The sequence below is a fragment of the Rhizobium sp. BK377 genome (genome assembly GCF_014193935.1).
In the GTDB taxonomy this organism is placed as follows: Bacteria; Pseudomonadota; Alphaproteobacteria; order Rhizobiales; family Rhizobiaceae; genus Rhizobium.
On sequence record NZ_JACIAC010000001.1, the window covers coordinates 1041407 to 1055523 of the forward strand.

Consider the following 14117-nt stretch of genomic DNA (forward strand, 5'->3'; position numbering starts at 1 on the left):
AGACGCCGTACATCCATTTGGACGCGCAGAGGACGCTCCAACACCTTGAATTTATGCATCAGGCTTTGGAAAATCGACTTCGATTTTCGAGTAGATGCCTTCACATGGGAGCCATGCGTCTGGCTCAGATGTCGTCCTGGCCCGGTAAGCACATTTCAATCTCGATAGACGAAGGTATCGAACAAGCAGTGTCACGCAGTCGTGATCCAAACGGATTACCGGGACCGATTGGCACAGCCCATAACTGGGACTACACAGCACGGGCCTCCCAAGCCCCATCCGCATCCATCAAGGCATTCGCCTATGAACCGCATCGTCCCGCTGATCCTCGCCGTTGCCCTCTTCATGGAACAGATGGACTCGACCGTGATCTCGACGGCCCTGCCGGCGATTGCGGCCGATCTGCATGTCGGGCCGATCACCCTGAAACTGGCTCTCACGTCCTACATGGTGGCGCTTGCGGTGTTCATTCCGATCAGCGGCTGGATGGCGGACCGGTTCGGCGCAAAGAATATCTTCCGGCTGGCGATCTGTGTTTTCGTCGTCGGCTCCATCTTCTGCGCCTTCTCCTCCGGCCTCGTCGAATTCGTCTTCGCACGCTTCCTGCAGGGCATGGGCGGCGCAATGATGACGCCTGTCGGGCGTCTCGTGCTGGTGCGAACGACGCAGAAGAGCGAACTGGTCTCGGCCATGGCGCTCTTGACGATCCCGGCCCTTGTCGGCCCGCTTGCCGGTCCGCCGCTCGGCGGCTTCATCACCACTTATTTCAGCTGGCACTGGATCTTCCTCATCAACGTGCCTGTCGGCATCATCGGCGTGTGGCTCGCGACAATCTTCCTGCCGGACATAGAGGCGGCGGCTCCGCCGAAACTCGATTTCACGGGTTTTATCCTGACCAGCCTTGCAGCTGCAGGCGTCGTCTTCGGCCTCTCGGTCGTCAGTCTTCCGGCCCTGCCGCCGATCATCGGCATTGCGGCCACTGCTGTCGGCATCCTCTGCGGCGTGCTCTATGTGCGTCACGCCAGGCGCTATCCGACGCCGATTCTCGATCTCAACCTGTTCAGGAATTCGACCTTCCGCGCCTCGACGAGCGGCGGCACCCTGTTTCGCATCTGCGTCGGCGCAATGCCCTTTCTGACGCCACTGATGCTGCAGCTCGGATTTGGTCTTACGCCCTTTCAGTCCGGCCTCATTACTTTTGCCGGCGCGATCGGCGCGATTACCACGAAGTTCATCGCGCGGCGCGTCTACAAGGCGATCGGCTTTCGCACCACGCTTCTCTGCGCCGGCGCGGTGACGACGGTCGTGACCGCCGTGACCGGTCTCTTCACGCCGGAGACACCGCATCTCGTCATCATCGGCGTGCTGCTGCTTGGTGGCTTCTCCCGCTCCTTCATGTTCACCGGCGTCAATGCGCTGGCCTTTGCAGATATCGACGATGCGCAGGCAAGCCAGGCGACATCCATGGCCTCGGTGATGCAGCAGATCAGCCTGGCGCTCGGCGTCGCGGTTGCCGCCTCGATCCTGGAAACCTCGATCTATTTTCGTGGAGCCGAGCTGCAGGTCACCGATTTCCACATCGCTTTCTTCGTCATCGCCGGGCTGACTGTCATCGCCACCATCCCCTTTGTCCTCATGGCCAAGGACGCTGGGGCTTCCGTGTCGGGCCACCGCGCCAAGCGCGTGCCGTCGACGATCAACGCCGAGCAGCAGCCGGTCAAATAAAGGGCGGTTCTTCGGCCTTTTCGCAGACCGCGCATAGCTTGTTGCCGTCAGGATCCCTGACATAGGCTGCGTAGAAATGCGCGTGATAGGAGCGCAGCCCCGGCTCGCCTTCATCGATAGCGCCGGCCGCAATTGCCGCTACATGGAAGGCATCGACCGCCGCCCGCGTTTCCGCCTCGAAGGCCACCATCGAGCCGTTGCCGTTCGTCGCCCGGCGCCTGTTGAAAGGGGTTACGACCCAGAAGCGGCAGCGTGTGTCGCCATCGGCGGCATAGCCGATCTCCTCCTCCGAATAGCGCTGGCACCGGTAGCCGAGCACCGGCAGGACGGCATCATAGAAATGCCGGGCGCGATAGAGATCGTTGGTTCCGAGTGTAACGTAAAGAAGCATGGGATCGGTGGTATCCAGTCCTGGGAAATCATCATCCGCAGGACGGGTGCAAAGATCAAGCCTCCTCGGGCTCCGCCTCGGCCTTGCGGCCTTTGAAACCCTTCGCCAGCAGGAACATCTCGACCGATTCGGCACGAGATGAAGCAGGTTTGACGTGCACGACCTGACGGAAATGCTGCTTCAGCATGGCGAGCAGATCCCGTTCGGTGCCGCCCTGGAAGGTCTTGGCGAGGAAGTGCCCACCCTCGCCCAGCACTTCGACGGCAAAGTGCGCTGCGACCTCACAAAGGTGCATGGTGCGCAGATGGTCGGTGCGGTGGTGGCCAGTCGTGGGGGCGGCCATATCCGAAATCACCAGATCGGGCGTGCCGCCGACGGCCTCCATCAGCTTCTCCGGCGCTGTGGGATCAAGGAAGTCCAGTTGGAGGATCTTGACGCCGGGAAGCTGGGCCATTTCCAGAAAGTCGATCGCGGCAACGCGGACATCCTCATCCGTCGATCCTGTCACCTTCGCGGCGATCTGTGACCAGCTGCCGGGGGCAGCACCGAGATCGATGATGCGCTTTGCGCCCTTCAGGATATGGTACTTCTCATCGATCTCCAGCAGCTTGAAGGCCGCACGTGCGCGATAGCCCTCGAGCTGGGCGCGCTGCACATAGGGATCGTTGATATGGCGCTGCAGCCACTGGCGGGATGAGGCCTTCAGCTTCTTTTTTTTGACGCGCTGGCCGAGCTTGCGGCCGATCGGTGCTTTGGTCATGCCTACCCCTTGTTTCCCCGCTGGCCGCGACGGTTGCGATTCCGCCGCCAGACGCCGTCATCGGCCATCATGTCGGTGAGCAGACCTTCCCTCAAGCCGCGATCGGCAACACGCATGCGCGGGCTCGGCCAGCGGCGGCGGATCGCCTCCAGAATGGCGCAGCCTGCAAGCACCAGATCGGCGCGATCCGGCCCTATGCAGGGATTGGCGGCGCGGCTTTCGAAATTCCAGGAGAGAAGCTTCGCCTGCATGGCGGAAACCTCATCATCTGACAGCCATATGCCATCGACCTTGCGGCGGTCGTAACGCGGCAGGTCGAGATGCACGCCAGCGAGTGTCGTCACCGTGCCCGAAGTGCCGATCAGATGGAAATCGCCATCTTCGGCAATCTCGATCTCGGGGCAATCGAAATTCGACAGCATGCCCGCAACCTCGCTTACCATGCCCTCGAAAACCTCCGGCGTCACATCCCGGCCACCGTGCCGTTCCGAGAGAGTAACGACGCCGACGGGCAGCGAGGTCCAGTGGGTGATGTGATTGGCAAGGCGGGCGAAGCGGTTATCGCCGATGCGGATGACGGCGATCTCCGAGGAGCCGCCACCGATATCGAAAAGAACGACGGAGCGCGTCTCGCGGCCGACCAGCGACGAGCAGCCGGACACGGCAAGTCGCGCCTCGGTTTCGCGATCGATGATTTCGAGGTCCAGCCCGGTTTCTGCCACGACGCGTTTCAGAAATTCCTCGCCATTGGCCGCCTGGCGGCAGGCCTCGGTCGCAATCAGCCGCATGCGGCGGATCTCGCGGCTCCGAAGCTTGGAGGCGCAAATCCTGAGCGCATCGACAGCCCGCTCCATCGCTTCGTCGGACAGCCTGCCGCTGGCGGCAAGCCCTTCGCCGAGGCGCACGATACGGGAAAACGCATCGACGACGCGGAACTGGCCGGGGCGCGTGGGCTGAGCGATCAGCAGACGGCAATTGTTGGTGCCGAGATCAAGCGCCGCATAGAGCTCATCCGGCCAGGGATGTTCGCCCCCTGCCCGCTCAACTTCAGGACCTGACTGCCGGCTCCTGCGATTTGCAGCTTCGGCGTCGTGGACCTCGCGCGGAGAAGGCCGCGTAGGAGCGTCGGCGCGATGCTCGGGTCTCGCAGACGGCGGCGCCTGCACAGGGACGAGCGGCCTGCCCTGCAGACCACGCTTGCTGCGATGCTTGCGGCGGTTGCGGCGGCTGGAGGGCGAATCGCCATCCGGCCGTGTTCCGCCATGACTGTGCGTGACGATCTGAGCAACGGCTTGGGGCTGAGCGGCGATGTCGGGTTGAGATGCGCCACGCCCACCACGACGGCGGCGTTTCCGCTTACGGGCCGGGCTTTCCGTGTCTTCCTTCGGGCGCGCTGTCTCGCCGGCATGGCCGGAAAGATCATGCGAAGCGGGCTGAGCGGCGTTGCGGGATTGCCCGCCACGCTTGCCCTTACGGCGCCTGGACTTCTTGCCGTCCTTGCGCCCTGCCGCCGACGCCCCGTCAAATTGCGGCCTAGCGCCGCCTTCGGGGTCTTCCACGTTCGTTTTCCATCGCGCCGCGCAAGTCCTGAAAGGTATGCAGCAGGCGCTCATTCGATTTTTGCGTTGGCGCGAAGATATCAGCGACCGGCGAAATCACCAAATTCTTTTTGATTCCGGATTTTAGCCGCCCGATTTTCACGCGGATTGGAAGGGTCGAATTTTTTCAAAACGGGTATTTGCAATCCGCCAGCTTTTGTTTATAAGCGCCGCACACCAGCCGAGCCAACTTGGGTTCGCAGCTGCTGGGGAATAGTTCAATGGTAGAACAGCGGACTCTGACTCCGTCGATCTTGGTTCGAATCCAGGTTCCCCAGCCAATTTCTCAAAAGCCTTTAATTCGTTGATTTTAGTTGTCATCAATCGTCGTGGCGCCCTCGTAAAAGCCGTTCGTCTGATATCGGCCTCGAGATCACCTGCGAACCGCTGGGCGTCATCGGTGTGATACCCGAATTTGTAAGCGCGGCCGTTCGCGGGCAAATTTCGTAAGCGCGATTAGATAAGAAAATCATAATTTTAACTGCCGCGCTTACGAACTTACGAAATTACGACCTATCTCCAACTCTCTTGGGGAGAGCCAACAGCCGCTGGAATACCGGCTGTCTCTCCATCTGAGTTTCACTATTATCTTCGTAAGTTCGTAAGCGAAGCAGTAATTCTTTGAAACCATTGCGGAAATTCGCTTACGATGTTCATATGTGCAATCGTAAGCGGCGTAAGCAATTCTGCCGGCCGTCGTAAAAGAAAACCGTCCGAAGATAGCGTCTCCAGTCGGGTGCGCCAACATCTGCCGAAAGGTCCGTTCCCGCTCTCACCGGGCATGCTCGAACTCGCTGCGACCATCTCGCCCAAAGCTCGCCGCTCACATCGCCGCGAATACGCCAATCCAGGCCGCATGCCGGAACGCTTGAGGTGACCCCGGTAGCAAAAACTCAACCTTCCGTCGGTAGAATCACCTCACGACTTGGAGACGGTTCGAGCCATGAAGACCTTTTCTGCATTATTGCTGACAGCACTTCTCATTCCGGCGACAGCCCACAGCGAAACGGCATCAGGCGAGACGGAGTGGATGGGCGAAGCGCGGCAGTGGTCGGTCGGGTTTGTCGACGAGAAGCCGTCCTATTGCCGACTGGTCTGGAACGACGAGCTCGGCAAGACGGCTGAATTCCGCCAGAGCCTCGACAGCGTCATGTGGCTCCTCTCGAAGGATGGCTGGGATATCCCCAGGGGCACGGCGACCAAGGTAACGCTTGTCGGCTATTCCGGCACCAAGGCCGTACCGGCCGAATTCTTCGACAGCAAGACGCTTCGCATCCTGCCGGCCAGCGACAAGACGGCCGTGGCGCAGATCAAGAAGATCCTCAAGAATTCCTTTATTGGCACGCCCGATATGGAACTGGATTTTGCCGGAAATGAAGGATCGTGGGTCGTGCCGCTCTCGCGGCTCCAGCAGATGTATACGACCTATGTCAACTGCCTGAACCGTCTCGTTCCCGCCAATCAGATCAGCCCGGTGTCCGACAAGACCCAGCCGTTCTAAACTCTCTGTCTCCACGCAATTCCGAACGCAAAATCAGGGCACTTTTTGCTGGAGTTGCTGCCCGTCTGCGGCGCCACGTCGCAGCGAAGCGCCACAAATTTGGCCGGCGTCACAGTGATCATCCGTCCTGCCGCCGCGCTTGCCCACGCGGGCGGTTGGATAGTGTTCTTCCAGTTCAGGAGGTCATTGTGCAAAAGCTTCGTATCGCATTCCTGATGAGTGCCGCTGTCATCGCCGCCGCAGAACTTGCCGGCCCGGCTGCGGCCGAGACGATCGCCCACAAACCCGCCAATACCCACGTGTTCGTGGTGCGACTGCCGGATGGTTCCATTGAACAAATTCGCTATGCCGGCGACTGGCCGCCGCAGGTCCGCATCGACAGTCAGCCGGAGCCCGGTTTCTTCGATCCTTTCTGGCCTTCGACACCCTTTGCCGATCTCGACCGCATATCCGCCGACATGGATCGCGAGGCTGCCGCCATGCTGCAGCAAGCCGACAGCATGATGCTGATATCACCGGGCAATCTGACGACGATCGGTCTCAGCGATCTGCCGGCCGGAGTGCGGGGATATTCCATGGTCTCCACCATATCCGGTAACGGCGTCTGCACCCGCAGCGTCCGTTACGTCAGCACGGGCAACGGCAAGCCCCATGTCGAGAGCAACATGTCAGGCAATTGCGCTCCCGGCAAGGCAGCGAGTGCGCCGGTTCCGGCCAAGGCGCCACGGCCGGGCGTCAGGCAGAAACCATCTGGCGTCATCGAGGTGAACGCCCAGCCACAGGTTCTCAATGCGTCACAGGCAAATCTTCGGCTTGCGAGCGTAGCTAATTGAGGCCGTCCGTCAGCCTAGACCGAAATTTTGCCCCTGATGGCGTCGGCGATCTCCGTCATGCGGTCGACAGGGGCATGGCCGATCAGCATGAAGGCATGGGCGGCGCTTGACCAGTAGACGACGTTCATGCCCTTGCGGCCCTCGATATCGGGGGCTTTGGGGCCGCCGTCGGAGGCGACGATGCAGAGCGCCATGGGGCCGGTTTTGGGATCCAGATAGGCGATCTGTGCGAGCGGCTTGCCATCATATTGCAGGATCTGGGCGCGCTTGAAATCGATATCCGGCAGGGCGACCTGCTCTGGCGAGAGTTGCAGGCGGAGGTCGCCATCCAGACTGGCGAGCTGCGCTGCCTGCACATCTCTGGGCGGAACCGGACCGGTGAGCGTCTCCGGCGTATAGAGCGAAATATATTCGGCAACGACGGCGCGCCATTCGCTGTTTTCATCCTTGCCCGAGAGCCTTGCGCCGACACCGATCACGGCGCGATCGACGGCGATGCCGGCAACGATCGAAGCAGCAAGCGCGCCGAGAAAGCCGCGACGGCTCACGAAGGCAGCCGGTCTTGCAGGCTGGGCGGTAGGAATGGCCGCTAACATGGCTTCGAGCTTTGCCTGCGGAGCGGCATCGAGCAGCGGCGCGAAGGCCTGCTTGTAAGGCAGGCTTGCATGCGCCAGGAATTCCAGCCGTTCGGCGACAGCCTCATCTGCCTCGATCATAGCCTCGATGCGGGCAGCCTCTTCGGGCGCAAGCTCACCATCGATGAAGGCGGTCAGTTCCTCGTCGGAGGGCATTTTATGCTTCGTGTTCATTCGAATCCCCCTGCCGATACGGTTTCGGAGAGCTTCGCGCGGGCGGCTGCCAGCCGGCTCATCACGGTGCCGATCGGAACATCCAGTATGGCAGCGACCTCGCGATAGGAAAGTCCTTCGACATAGGCGAGAAACACCGCCGATCGCTGCGCCTCCGGCAGCGCGTGCACCTGTTTCAAAACCTGGTTCGCCATGACATGCGTTTCGGTATCGCGGGCGCCGTCGAAGGTGAGCGTCTCGTCGGCATCGACGAAACCCTGCCCCTGGCGTACGCGGCGGGCACGGATCTCATTCAGCCAGATCGAATGCAGGATCGAAAACAGCCAGCGGTCGAGCCGCGTGCCTGCTATAAACTGATCGGCCCGCTCCAGCGCGCGAACACAGGTCGCCTGCACGAGGTCATCGGCCACATCACGCTGATGCGAAAGAACGAGGCCATAGCGCCACAGACGGGAAAGATGCTCCGTCAGGCCGCTCCTGATATCCGCTTCGCTCGCGATGGTTGCCTCCGCGCATACTAACTGTTTCGGGACCGCCGGCGGGGCCGGCGATTCCGTTCTGGCGCGACTATAGGCAGGAAATGTGGTGTGTGCGACCGACATCCGGAAATAGCCTTCAATCAACCTTGCCTCTCTCCTGCCTTGGCCCGGGTTCAGATCTTCGACGGATCAAGAATGGCGGCGTTGAGATCCTGATATTCTTCGCAGCCCGTGCCGCAAATCGCCTTGATGGTTGTCAACTGCTCCTTTGCGAGGTCGAGCTGACCCTTGATGACATAGGCTTCGCCGAGATATTCGCGGACCTTGGCATATTGCGGATCAAGCTTCACCGATTGCAGGTAGTAGGAGATACCTTCATCCGTGCGGCCGAGTTTGCGGGTGGCGTAACCGCGATAATTCAGCCATTCGGCATTGTTCTGATCTTTGACAGTGTCGAGCATGGCGAGCGCTTCTTCATAGCGGCCGGCCTTGGCGAGCGAGTAGGCGTAATCGGTGCGGTTCTCGTCCGTTACGTTGGCGCTCTGTTGCTTGACGCATTTCTTTGCCTTCTTGTCGTAGATCTCGCCCTTCTTGCAGGTCGGCATAGTGCTGCTATCGTCGCCGATCGCGAAGACGGGGCCGGAGAAGACAGACGCGGCAATGCAGCCGCCGAGCAGGAGGGAAGCAATGCGGACAGTCTTGATCGTCATGGGATAACTCCTCGAAAAATGACGTTGCGAGGAGTGAACACCGCTGCATCAAGCTTTATTCGGCGGGCCTTTGAATTTTTCGGTCACGGCTTCGTGAAGGGCGCCACGTCGAATAAACTTTGCAGCCAGCGTGTTTTCCGCTCGTTCCGCCGGGGGCGATAAGGAGCATACCGTGACTCAATCCGTCAGACTTTTAAGTCTCGCCACTGCAGTGCCTGACCATATCATCTCGCAGAGCCAGGCCGCGGAGGCCTCCGCGCGCCTGTTTGCCGATCGCTTCAAGGAATTTCGCCACCTCGCGCGCGTGTTCGACAATGCCGGCATCGCAAAACGTCATGCCGCCCGTCCCCTCTCCTGGTTTGAAGAGACGCATGGCTGGCAGGACAGGATGGAGGCCTATGAGCAGGTCGCCGGCGCATTGTTCGAAGAGACGGCAACGCGTGCGCTTGATCAGGCCGGGCTGACAGCCGGTGAGGTCGATTGCGTGGTCACGGTCTCATCCACCGGCATCACCACGCCGAGTCTTGATGCGCGGTTCGCTGGCCGGCTCGGCTTTCGCGCGAATATCGAGCGCGTGCCCGTCTTCGGGCTTGGCTGTGCTGCCGGCGTTTCCGGTTTCGGCATCGCCTCGCGGCTGGCGCGCAGCCGCCCGGATGCCGTGGTGCTCTTCGTCGCCATAGAGCTTTGCACACTCGCCTTCCGTCTGGATGAACTGACGAAACCGAACATCATTGCCACCGCGCTCTTCGGCGACGGGGCTGCAGCCTGCGTGCTGCGATCGGGTAAAGGTGGCGTGGCGGAAGTGGAATCGGCTGGCGATCACCTGTTTCCCGATACGCTCGACATCATGGGCTGGAAGATCGACGATACCGGGCTCGGCATCCTGCTGGCGCAGGGACTGCCGCCATTTGCAGAAAAGGAACTCGGCCCGGCGATCGACGGTATCCTGGCGCGCAGCGGGCTCAAGCGGGGTGATATCGACCGCTTCATCTGTCATCCCGGCGGCACCAAGGTTGTGGCGGCGATGGAGAGTGCGCTTTCCATGGCGCCCAATAGCCTCGATATCGAGCGGTCGGTGCTTGCAGATTACGGCAATATGTCCTCGCCGACAGTGCTCTTCGTTCTGGAGCGCGCTATCAGCAGAGGCCTGCCGGACCGGGCGGCGATGATCGCCATGGGGCCGGGCTTTACCGCAAGCTGCGTGACATTGCGGAGGGTCGCATGATGTGGCCTTCCATCGCACTGCTCACCTTCGTGACCGCCCAGCGGCTCTCCGAACTTGTCATCGCGCGCCGAAACACGATGGCGCTCTTTGCAAGGGGAGCCCGCGAGATCGCGCCCGATCATTACCCCTATATGGTGGCGCTCCATACGGGCTGGCTCGCCGGGCTTTGGATGCTCGCGACGGGACAGGCGATCCAGCTCTTCTGGTTCGGTGTTTTCATGCTGCTGCAGGTGCTGCGGCTCTGGGTGCTAGTGACGCTTGGGGAGCGCTGGACGACGCGCATCATCATCCTGCCCGGCGCGCCGCTCGTCGAAGGCGGCCCCTACCGCTTCTTCAAACATCCGAATTATATGATCGTCATCGGCGAGATCGCCACCCTGCCCCTTGCCTTCGGCATGCCGCTCTATGCGCTCGTCTTTTCGCTCCTCAATGCCGCAATCCTGACGATCCGCATCAGGGCTGAAAATGCCGCACTGAAAAGCGCAATGATTTTGAAATGATATGCGATTTTTCGTTTGCACCGCAGCATCGAGATGGGCATTTTAGGCCTCAAAATACAGCGGAATGCAGGGAAAATGACCAAAAACGCAATCGTGCTCGGCGCCGGTATCGTCGGGGTTTCGACGGCCATCCATCTTCAACGTCGCGGTCGGCAGGTGACCCTCATCGACCGCAAGGAGCCGGGTAACGAAACCTCCTTCGGCAATGCCGGCCTGATCCAGCGCGAAGGCGTCATGCCCTATGGTTTTCCCCAGCAGCTCGGCCTGCTGCTGCGCTATGCGCTGAACAACCGCATCGATGCGCATTATCACCTGAAGGCGCTGCCGAGCCAGCTCGCCTTCCTCGCCCGCTACTGGTGGAACTCCAATCCGAAGCGGCACGAGATGATCACCAAGGCCTATGCGCCGCTGATCGAGAATTCGATCACCGAGCACAAGGATCTGATCGAGGCCTCGCATGCCGAAGCGCTGATCCGCAAGGATGGCTGGATGAAGATTTTCCGCACCGAAGCCAAACGCGACGAGGCCTTTGCGGAGGCGGCTCTCTGGAAGAATCAATTCGGCGTCAGCTACGAAAGCCTGACCTCATCTGATATCGCCCGTCTGGAACCCAACATCATGGGCGATTTCGTCGGCGGCCTGCGCTGGATCGACCCGTGGTCGGTCCTCGATCCTCATGCGCTGACGCGTGCCTACCGCAGCTATTTCGAAAGCCTCGGCGGCAGGTTCGTGACCGGGGATGCGGCCTCGCTCGGGCAAGCCGGCTCCGGCTGGAAGATCATGACGTCGGAGGGATCGCTGGAAGCCGACGACGCCGTCATGGCGCTCGGTCCCTGGGCGGCGGTCGCGACGCGGCGTCTCGGCTATTCCTTCCCGCTTGGCGTCAAGCGCGGCTACCACATGCATTACAGCGTTCAGGGCAATGCGGTGCTCAACAACTGGACACTCGATTCCGAGCGCGGCTATTTCCTTGCTCCAATGAACAAGGGCGTGCGCCTGACGACGGGTGCGGAATTCGCAGCGCTGGACGCGCCGAAGACCCCGGTGCAGCTCGACCGGGCCGAAGCCGTGGCGCGCACGATATTCCCGCTGGGTGAGAGACTGGATCCGGAACCGTGGATGGGTGCCCGGCCCTGCACGCCTGACATGATGCCTGTTATCGGCAAGGCGCCGCGCCATCAGGGCCTGTGGTTTGCCTTCGGCCATGCCCATCACGGGCTGACGCTCGGGCCGGTGACGGGACGTGTGCTGGCGGAACTGATGAGCGGCGAGACGCCGTTCATCAATATCGCGGCCTATTCGCCCAGCCGGTTCAACCCGTAATACCAAGGGCAGCGAGAGCCTTCAGGGCCTTCGCCGCGATATCCTCGATCGTATCATCGATATCGACGGTCACGACGCCCTTTTCGCCTGTCGGCACTTCCAGTGTCTGTAGCTGGCTTTCCAGCAACGACGTCGGCATGAAGTGGCCCTTGCGGTGCGCCATGCGGTCCGTCAGCAGCTCTTTCGAGCCTTCGAGATAAACGAAATAGAGGTTGCCGCCAGCTGCCGCCCGCAAGCGGTCGCGGTAGATACGCTTCAGCGCCGAGCAGGAGACGATGATGCCTTCGCCCTTGGCAAGCGATGCCTTCATCGTCTCGCCGATACGGTCGAGCCAGGGCATCCGGTCCTCGTCGGTCAGCGGAATGCCCTTCGACATTTTCTCGACGTTGGAAGCGGGATGAAGGGCGTCGCCTTCGACGAACGGCAGGCCGAGGCCCGCCGCTATCTTTTCGCCGATCGAGGATTTGCCGGAACCGCTCACTCCCATGACGATGATTGCATGGAGACTTCCGTTATTCTCGGTCATAGCTCATCTCGGTCATCGTTCCAGCGTGAGATATCTGCGGCCTTACTAGGCTGCAGAGACGGCAGCGGCCTTGCGTGCAAGACGTGCCTTGATCGTATCGACATCCGCCCGCGGGGTCGCTGCAAACAGGGTCTTGGTATAATTGTGCTGCGGATCGTTGAAAACCTGCTCCCGCGTGCCGTATTCGACCGCCTCGCCGAAATACATCACCATAACCTCGTCTGCCATATAGCGAACAACAGACAGGTCGTGGCTGATGAAGACATAGGTCAGGTTCAGTTCGTCCTGCAGGTCCGCAAGGAGGTTGAGCACCTGCGCCTGTACAGACAGGTCGAGTGCGGAGACCGGTTCGTCGAGAACCAGGAGCCGCGGGTTCAGCATCAGCGCGCGGGCAATGGCGATACGCTGACGCTGGCCGCCAGAGAACATGTGCGGAAAGCGGTTGAAGTGAACGTCCTGCAGGCCGACTTTTTTCAGCATCGCCATTGCCAGGTCGCGCCGCTCGGAAGCCGGCGTGTTGGTGTTGATGATCAGCGGTTCCATCAGGATATCGCCGATCTTCTTGCGCGGATTCAGCGATCCGTAGGGATTCTGGAAGACGATCTGGACCTTGCGGCGGATTTCCGGCGTCAGATCGCCCTTGAAGATATCGACCTTCTTGCCGTCGATGAAGAGTTCGCCCGACGTGGCGGGATCGATCATCGTCACGATGCGGGCAAGCGTCGACTTGCCGCAACCGCTTTCGCCGACGATCGCAAGCGTCTTGCCCTGCTCGACGCTGAAGCTCACGCCTTTGACGGCATGAACCGTCCTTGCCTTCTTGAAGAGGCCGCCCGGCAGGTAATAGTCGCGGACGATGTTCTTTCCTTCGAGAACTGGCGTCATCAGGCCGCTCCTTCCACAGTCTTATTCGGATTGAAAAGTTCGCCGATGGTCGGTAGCCGGTCGCCGGTCGCATTATCTGGAAGGGCGGCGAGCAGTGCCCGCGTGTAATCGCTCTTGGGCGCCTCGAAGAGCGAGAGCACGTCGGCCTCTTCCATCTTGCGGCCCTTGTACTGGACGATCACCCGGTCGGCCGTCTCGGCAACCACGCCCATATTGTGGGTGATCATGATCAGGCCCATGCGATGCTCCGTCTGCAGGCGCATCAGCAGATCGAGGATCTGCTTCTGGATGGTCACATCGAGCGCGGTGGTCGGCTCATCGGCGATCAGGAGCTTCGGGTTGCAGGCAATGGCGATAGCGATCATGACGCGCTGGCACTGACCGCCCGACATCTGGTGCGGGAAATGGCCAAGCCGCTCGGCGGGATCGGGAATGCCGACCGCCTGGAACAACTCGATTGCGCGCTTGCGCCGCGCCGCCTTGTCCAGACCGAGGTGAATTCTCAGCACCTCTTCGATCTGGAAGCCGACGGTGAAGCAGGGATTGAGGCTGGCAATCGGTTCCTGGAAGATCATCGACATATCCTTGCCGATGATCTCGCGGCGCTTGGCACCGGACATGCCCAGTAGGTTCTGGCCGTCGAAGACCATCTTGTCTGCCGTCACCTTTGCCGTCCAGGGCAGAAGGCCCATGGCAGCCAGCATCGAGACCGATTTGCCGGAGCCGGATTCGCCGACGATCGCCAGGACTTCGCCCGCGTCGACCTTCAACGAAACGCCATCGACGGCGCGGAAAGGACCCGTCGAGGTCTGGAATTCGACGACGAGATTTTCAATTTCGAGGAGCGCCATC

General features: G+C 60.9%; 15 protein-coding genes and 1 tRNA gene. 7 read left to right on the forward strand and 9 right to left on the reverse strand.

All coding sequences use genetic code 11. The annotated features are described in order from the left end of the window. The first annotated feature begins 303 nt into the window (after positions 1-303). On the forward strand, positions 304-1725 hold the full coding sequence (locus FHT92_RS05185) for a DHA2 family efflux MFS transporter permease subunit (RefSeq protein WP_183822994.1): 1422 nt from the start codon (positions 304-306) through the stop codon (positions 1723-1725). Here FHT92_RS05185 and FHT92_RS05190 read toward each other — a convergent pair. Genes FHT92_RS05190 through FHT92_RS05200 form a run of 3 tightly spaced genes read right to left on the reverse strand, consistent with a single transcriptional unit; the run spans position 1718 to position 4435 of the window. Then, positions 1718-2116, reverse strand: coding sequence for a VOC family protein (locus FHT92_RS05190; protein WP_183749054.1), 399 nt, complete (start codon positions 2114-2116; stop codon positions 1718-1720). The genes FHT92_RS05185 and FHT92_RS05190 overlap by 8 nt on opposite strands. A gap of 55 nt (positions 2117-2171) precedes the next feature. Further along, a complete protein-coding gene (locus tag FHT92_RS05195; RefSeq protein ID WP_183749053.1) occupies positions 2172-2876 on the reverse strand; it encodes an RlmE family RNA methyltransferase in 705 nt (234 codons plus the stop codon). A gap of 2 nt (positions 2877-2878) precedes the next feature. After that, on the reverse strand, positions 2879-4435 hold the full coding sequence (locus FHT92_RS05200) for a Ppx/GppA phosphatase family protein (protein ID WP_183822996.1): 1557 nt from the start codon (positions 4433-4435) through the stop codon (positions 2879-2881). A gap of 246 nt (positions 4436-4681) precedes the next feature. On the opposite strand from FHT92_RS05200, the gene FHT92_RS05205 reads away from it, so the two are divergent. From FHT92_RS05205 to FHT92_RS05215, 3 genes are all read left to right on the forward strand, one after another. After that, positions 4682-4755, forward strand: a tRNA-Gln gene (locus tag FHT92_RS05205). Between the two features lie 662 nt (positions 4756-5417). After that, the gene (locus FHT92_RS05210) at positions 5418-5975 is read left to right on the forward strand and encodes a hypothetical protein (RefSeq protein WP_183822999.1); all 558 of its coding nucleotides are present in this window, start codon (positions 5418-5420) and stop codon (positions 5973-5975) included. 188 nt (positions 5976-6163) lie between these two features. After that, the gene (locus tag FHT92_RS05215) at positions 6164-6808 is read left to right on the forward strand and encodes a hypothetical protein (RefSeq protein ID WP_183823001.1); all 645 of its coding nucleotides are present in this window, start codon (positions 6164-6166) and stop codon (positions 6806-6808) included. Positions 6809-6822: 14 nt separating this feature from the next. Here the strand turns inward: FHT92_RS05215 and FHT92_RS05220 are convergent, their stop codons facing one another. Genes FHT92_RS05220 through FHT92_RS05230 form a run of 3 tightly spaced genes read right to left on the reverse strand, consistent with a single transcriptional unit; the run spans position 6823 to position 8806 of the window. Continuing rightward, the gene (locus FHT92_RS05220) at positions 6823-7617 is read right to left on the reverse strand and encodes an anti-sigma factor family protein (RefSeq protein ID WP_183823003.1); all 795 of its coding nucleotides are present in this window, start codon (positions 7615-7617) and stop codon (positions 6823-6825) included. Next, positions 7614-8219: an RNA polymerase sigma factor gene (locus FHT92_RS05225; protein WP_183823005.1), complete on the reverse strand. Its 606-nt coding sequence runs from the start codon at positions 8217-8219 to the stop codon at positions 7614-7616. The genes FHT92_RS05220 and FHT92_RS05225 overlap by 4 nt, the downstream gene beginning before the upstream one ends. Before the next feature lie 50 nt (positions 8220-8269). Beyond that, positions 8270-8806 (reverse strand): tetratricopeptide repeat protein, encoded by a 537-nt coding sequence (locus FHT92_RS05230; RefSeq protein ID WP_183749038.1) that lies wholly within the window; start codon positions 8804-8806, stop codon positions 8270-8272. Between the two features lie 172 nt (positions 8807-8978). On the opposite strand from FHT92_RS05230, the gene FHT92_RS05235 reads away from it, so the two are divergent. The 3 genes from FHT92_RS05235 (at position 8979) to FHT92_RS05245 (ending at position 11854) form a co-directional block, all read left to right on the forward strand. Beyond that, on the forward strand, positions 8979-10031 hold the full coding sequence (locus FHT92_RS05235) for a type III polyketide synthase (RefSeq protein ID WP_183823007.1): 1053 nt from the start codon (positions 8979-8981) through the stop codon (positions 10029-10031). Beyond that, positions 10028-10531 carry an isoprenylcysteine carboxyl methyltransferase family protein gene (locus FHT92_RS05240; RefSeq protein ID WP_183823010.1) on the forward strand — a complete coding sequence of 168 codons (504 nt, stop codon included), beginning with the start codon at positions 10028-10030 and terminating at the stop codon, positions 10529-10531. The genes FHT92_RS05235 and FHT92_RS05240 overlap by 4 nt, the downstream gene beginning before the upstream one ends. Before the next feature lie 75 nt (positions 10532-10606). Beyond that, positions 10607-11854, forward strand: coding sequence for an FAD-binding oxidoreductase (locus FHT92_RS05245; RefSeq protein ID WP_183823012.1), 1248 nt, complete (start codon positions 10607-10609; stop codon positions 11852-11854). On the opposite strand, the gene FHT92_RS05250 is transcribed toward FHT92_RS05245, so the two are convergent. Genes FHT92_RS05250 through FHT92_RS05260 form a run of 3 tightly spaced genes read right to left on the reverse strand, consistent with a single transcriptional unit; the run spans position 11844 to position 14116 of the window. Beyond that, entirely contained in the window at positions 11844-12380 is a 537-nt protein-coding gene (locus FHT92_RS05250) for a gluconokinase (RefSeq protein ID WP_183749034.1), read from the reverse strand. The genes FHT92_RS05245 and FHT92_RS05250 overlap by 11 nt on opposite strands. A gap of 45 nt (positions 12381-12425) precedes the next feature. Continuing rightward, positions 12426-13265, reverse strand: coding sequence for a dipeptide ABC transporter ATP-binding protein (locus FHT92_RS05255; RefSeq protein ID WP_183823014.1), 840 nt, complete (start codon positions 13263-13265; stop codon positions 12426-12428). Further along, positions 13265-14116 (reverse strand): ABC transporter ATP-binding protein, encoded by an 852-nt coding sequence (locus FHT92_RS05260; protein WP_183749032.1) that lies wholly within the window; start codon positions 14114-14116, stop codon positions 13265-13267. Before FHT92_RS05260 ends, FHT92_RS05255 begins: the two co-directional genes overlap by 1 nt. Position 14117 lies beyond the last annotated feature (1 nt).

Bases quoted from the DNA above. Each gene is read 5' to 3' on its own strand.
- FHT92_RS05225 (WP_183823005.1), bottom strand. From the start codon at position 8,219: ATGTCGGTCGCACACACCACATTTCCTGCCTATAGTCGCGCCAGAACG.
- FHT92_RS05240 (WP_183823010.1), top strand. From the start codon at position 10,028: ATGATGTGGCCTTCCATCGCACTGCTCACCTTCGTGACCGCCCAGCGG.
- FHT92_RS05220 (WP_183823003.1), bottom strand. From the start codon at position 7,617: ATGAACACGAAGCATAAAATGCCCTCCGACGAGGAACTGACCGCCTTC.
- FHT92_RS05210 (WP_183822999.1), top strand. From the start codon at position 5,418: ATGAAGACCTTTTCTGCATTATTGCTGACAGCACTTCTCATTCCGGCG.
- FHT92_RS05195 (WP_183749053.1), bottom strand. From the start codon at position 2,876: ATGACCAAAGCACCGATCGGCCGCAAGCTCGGCCAGCGCGTCAAAAAA.
- FHT92_RS05245 (WP_183823012.1), top strand. From the start codon at position 10,607: ATGACCAAAAACGCAATCGTGCTCGGCGCCGGTATCGTCGGGGTTTCG.
- FHT92_RS05260 (WP_183749032.1), bottom strand. From the start codon at position 14,116: ATGGCGCTCCTCGAAATTGAAAATCTCGTCGTCGAATTCCAGACCTCG.
- FHT92_RS05250 (WP_183749034.1), bottom strand. From the start codon at position 12,380: ATGACCGAGAATAACGGAAGTCTCCATGCAATCATCGTCATGGGAGTG.
- FHT92_RS05255 (WP_183823014.1), bottom strand. From the start codon at position 13,265: ATGACGCCAGTTCTCGAAGGAAAGAACATCGTCCGCGACTATTACCTG.
- FHT92_RS05190 (WP_183749054.1), bottom strand. From the start codon at position 2,116: ATGCTTCTTTACGTTACACTCGGAACCAACGATCTCTATCGCGCCCGG.
- FHT92_RS05185 (WP_183822994.1), top strand. From the start codon at position 304: ATGAACCGCATCGTCCCGCTGATCCTCGCCGTTGCCCTCTTCATGGAA.
- FHT92_RS05230 (WP_183749038.1), bottom strand. From the start codon at position 8,806: ATGACGATCAAGACTGTCCGCATTGCTTCCCTCCTGCTCGGCGGCTGC.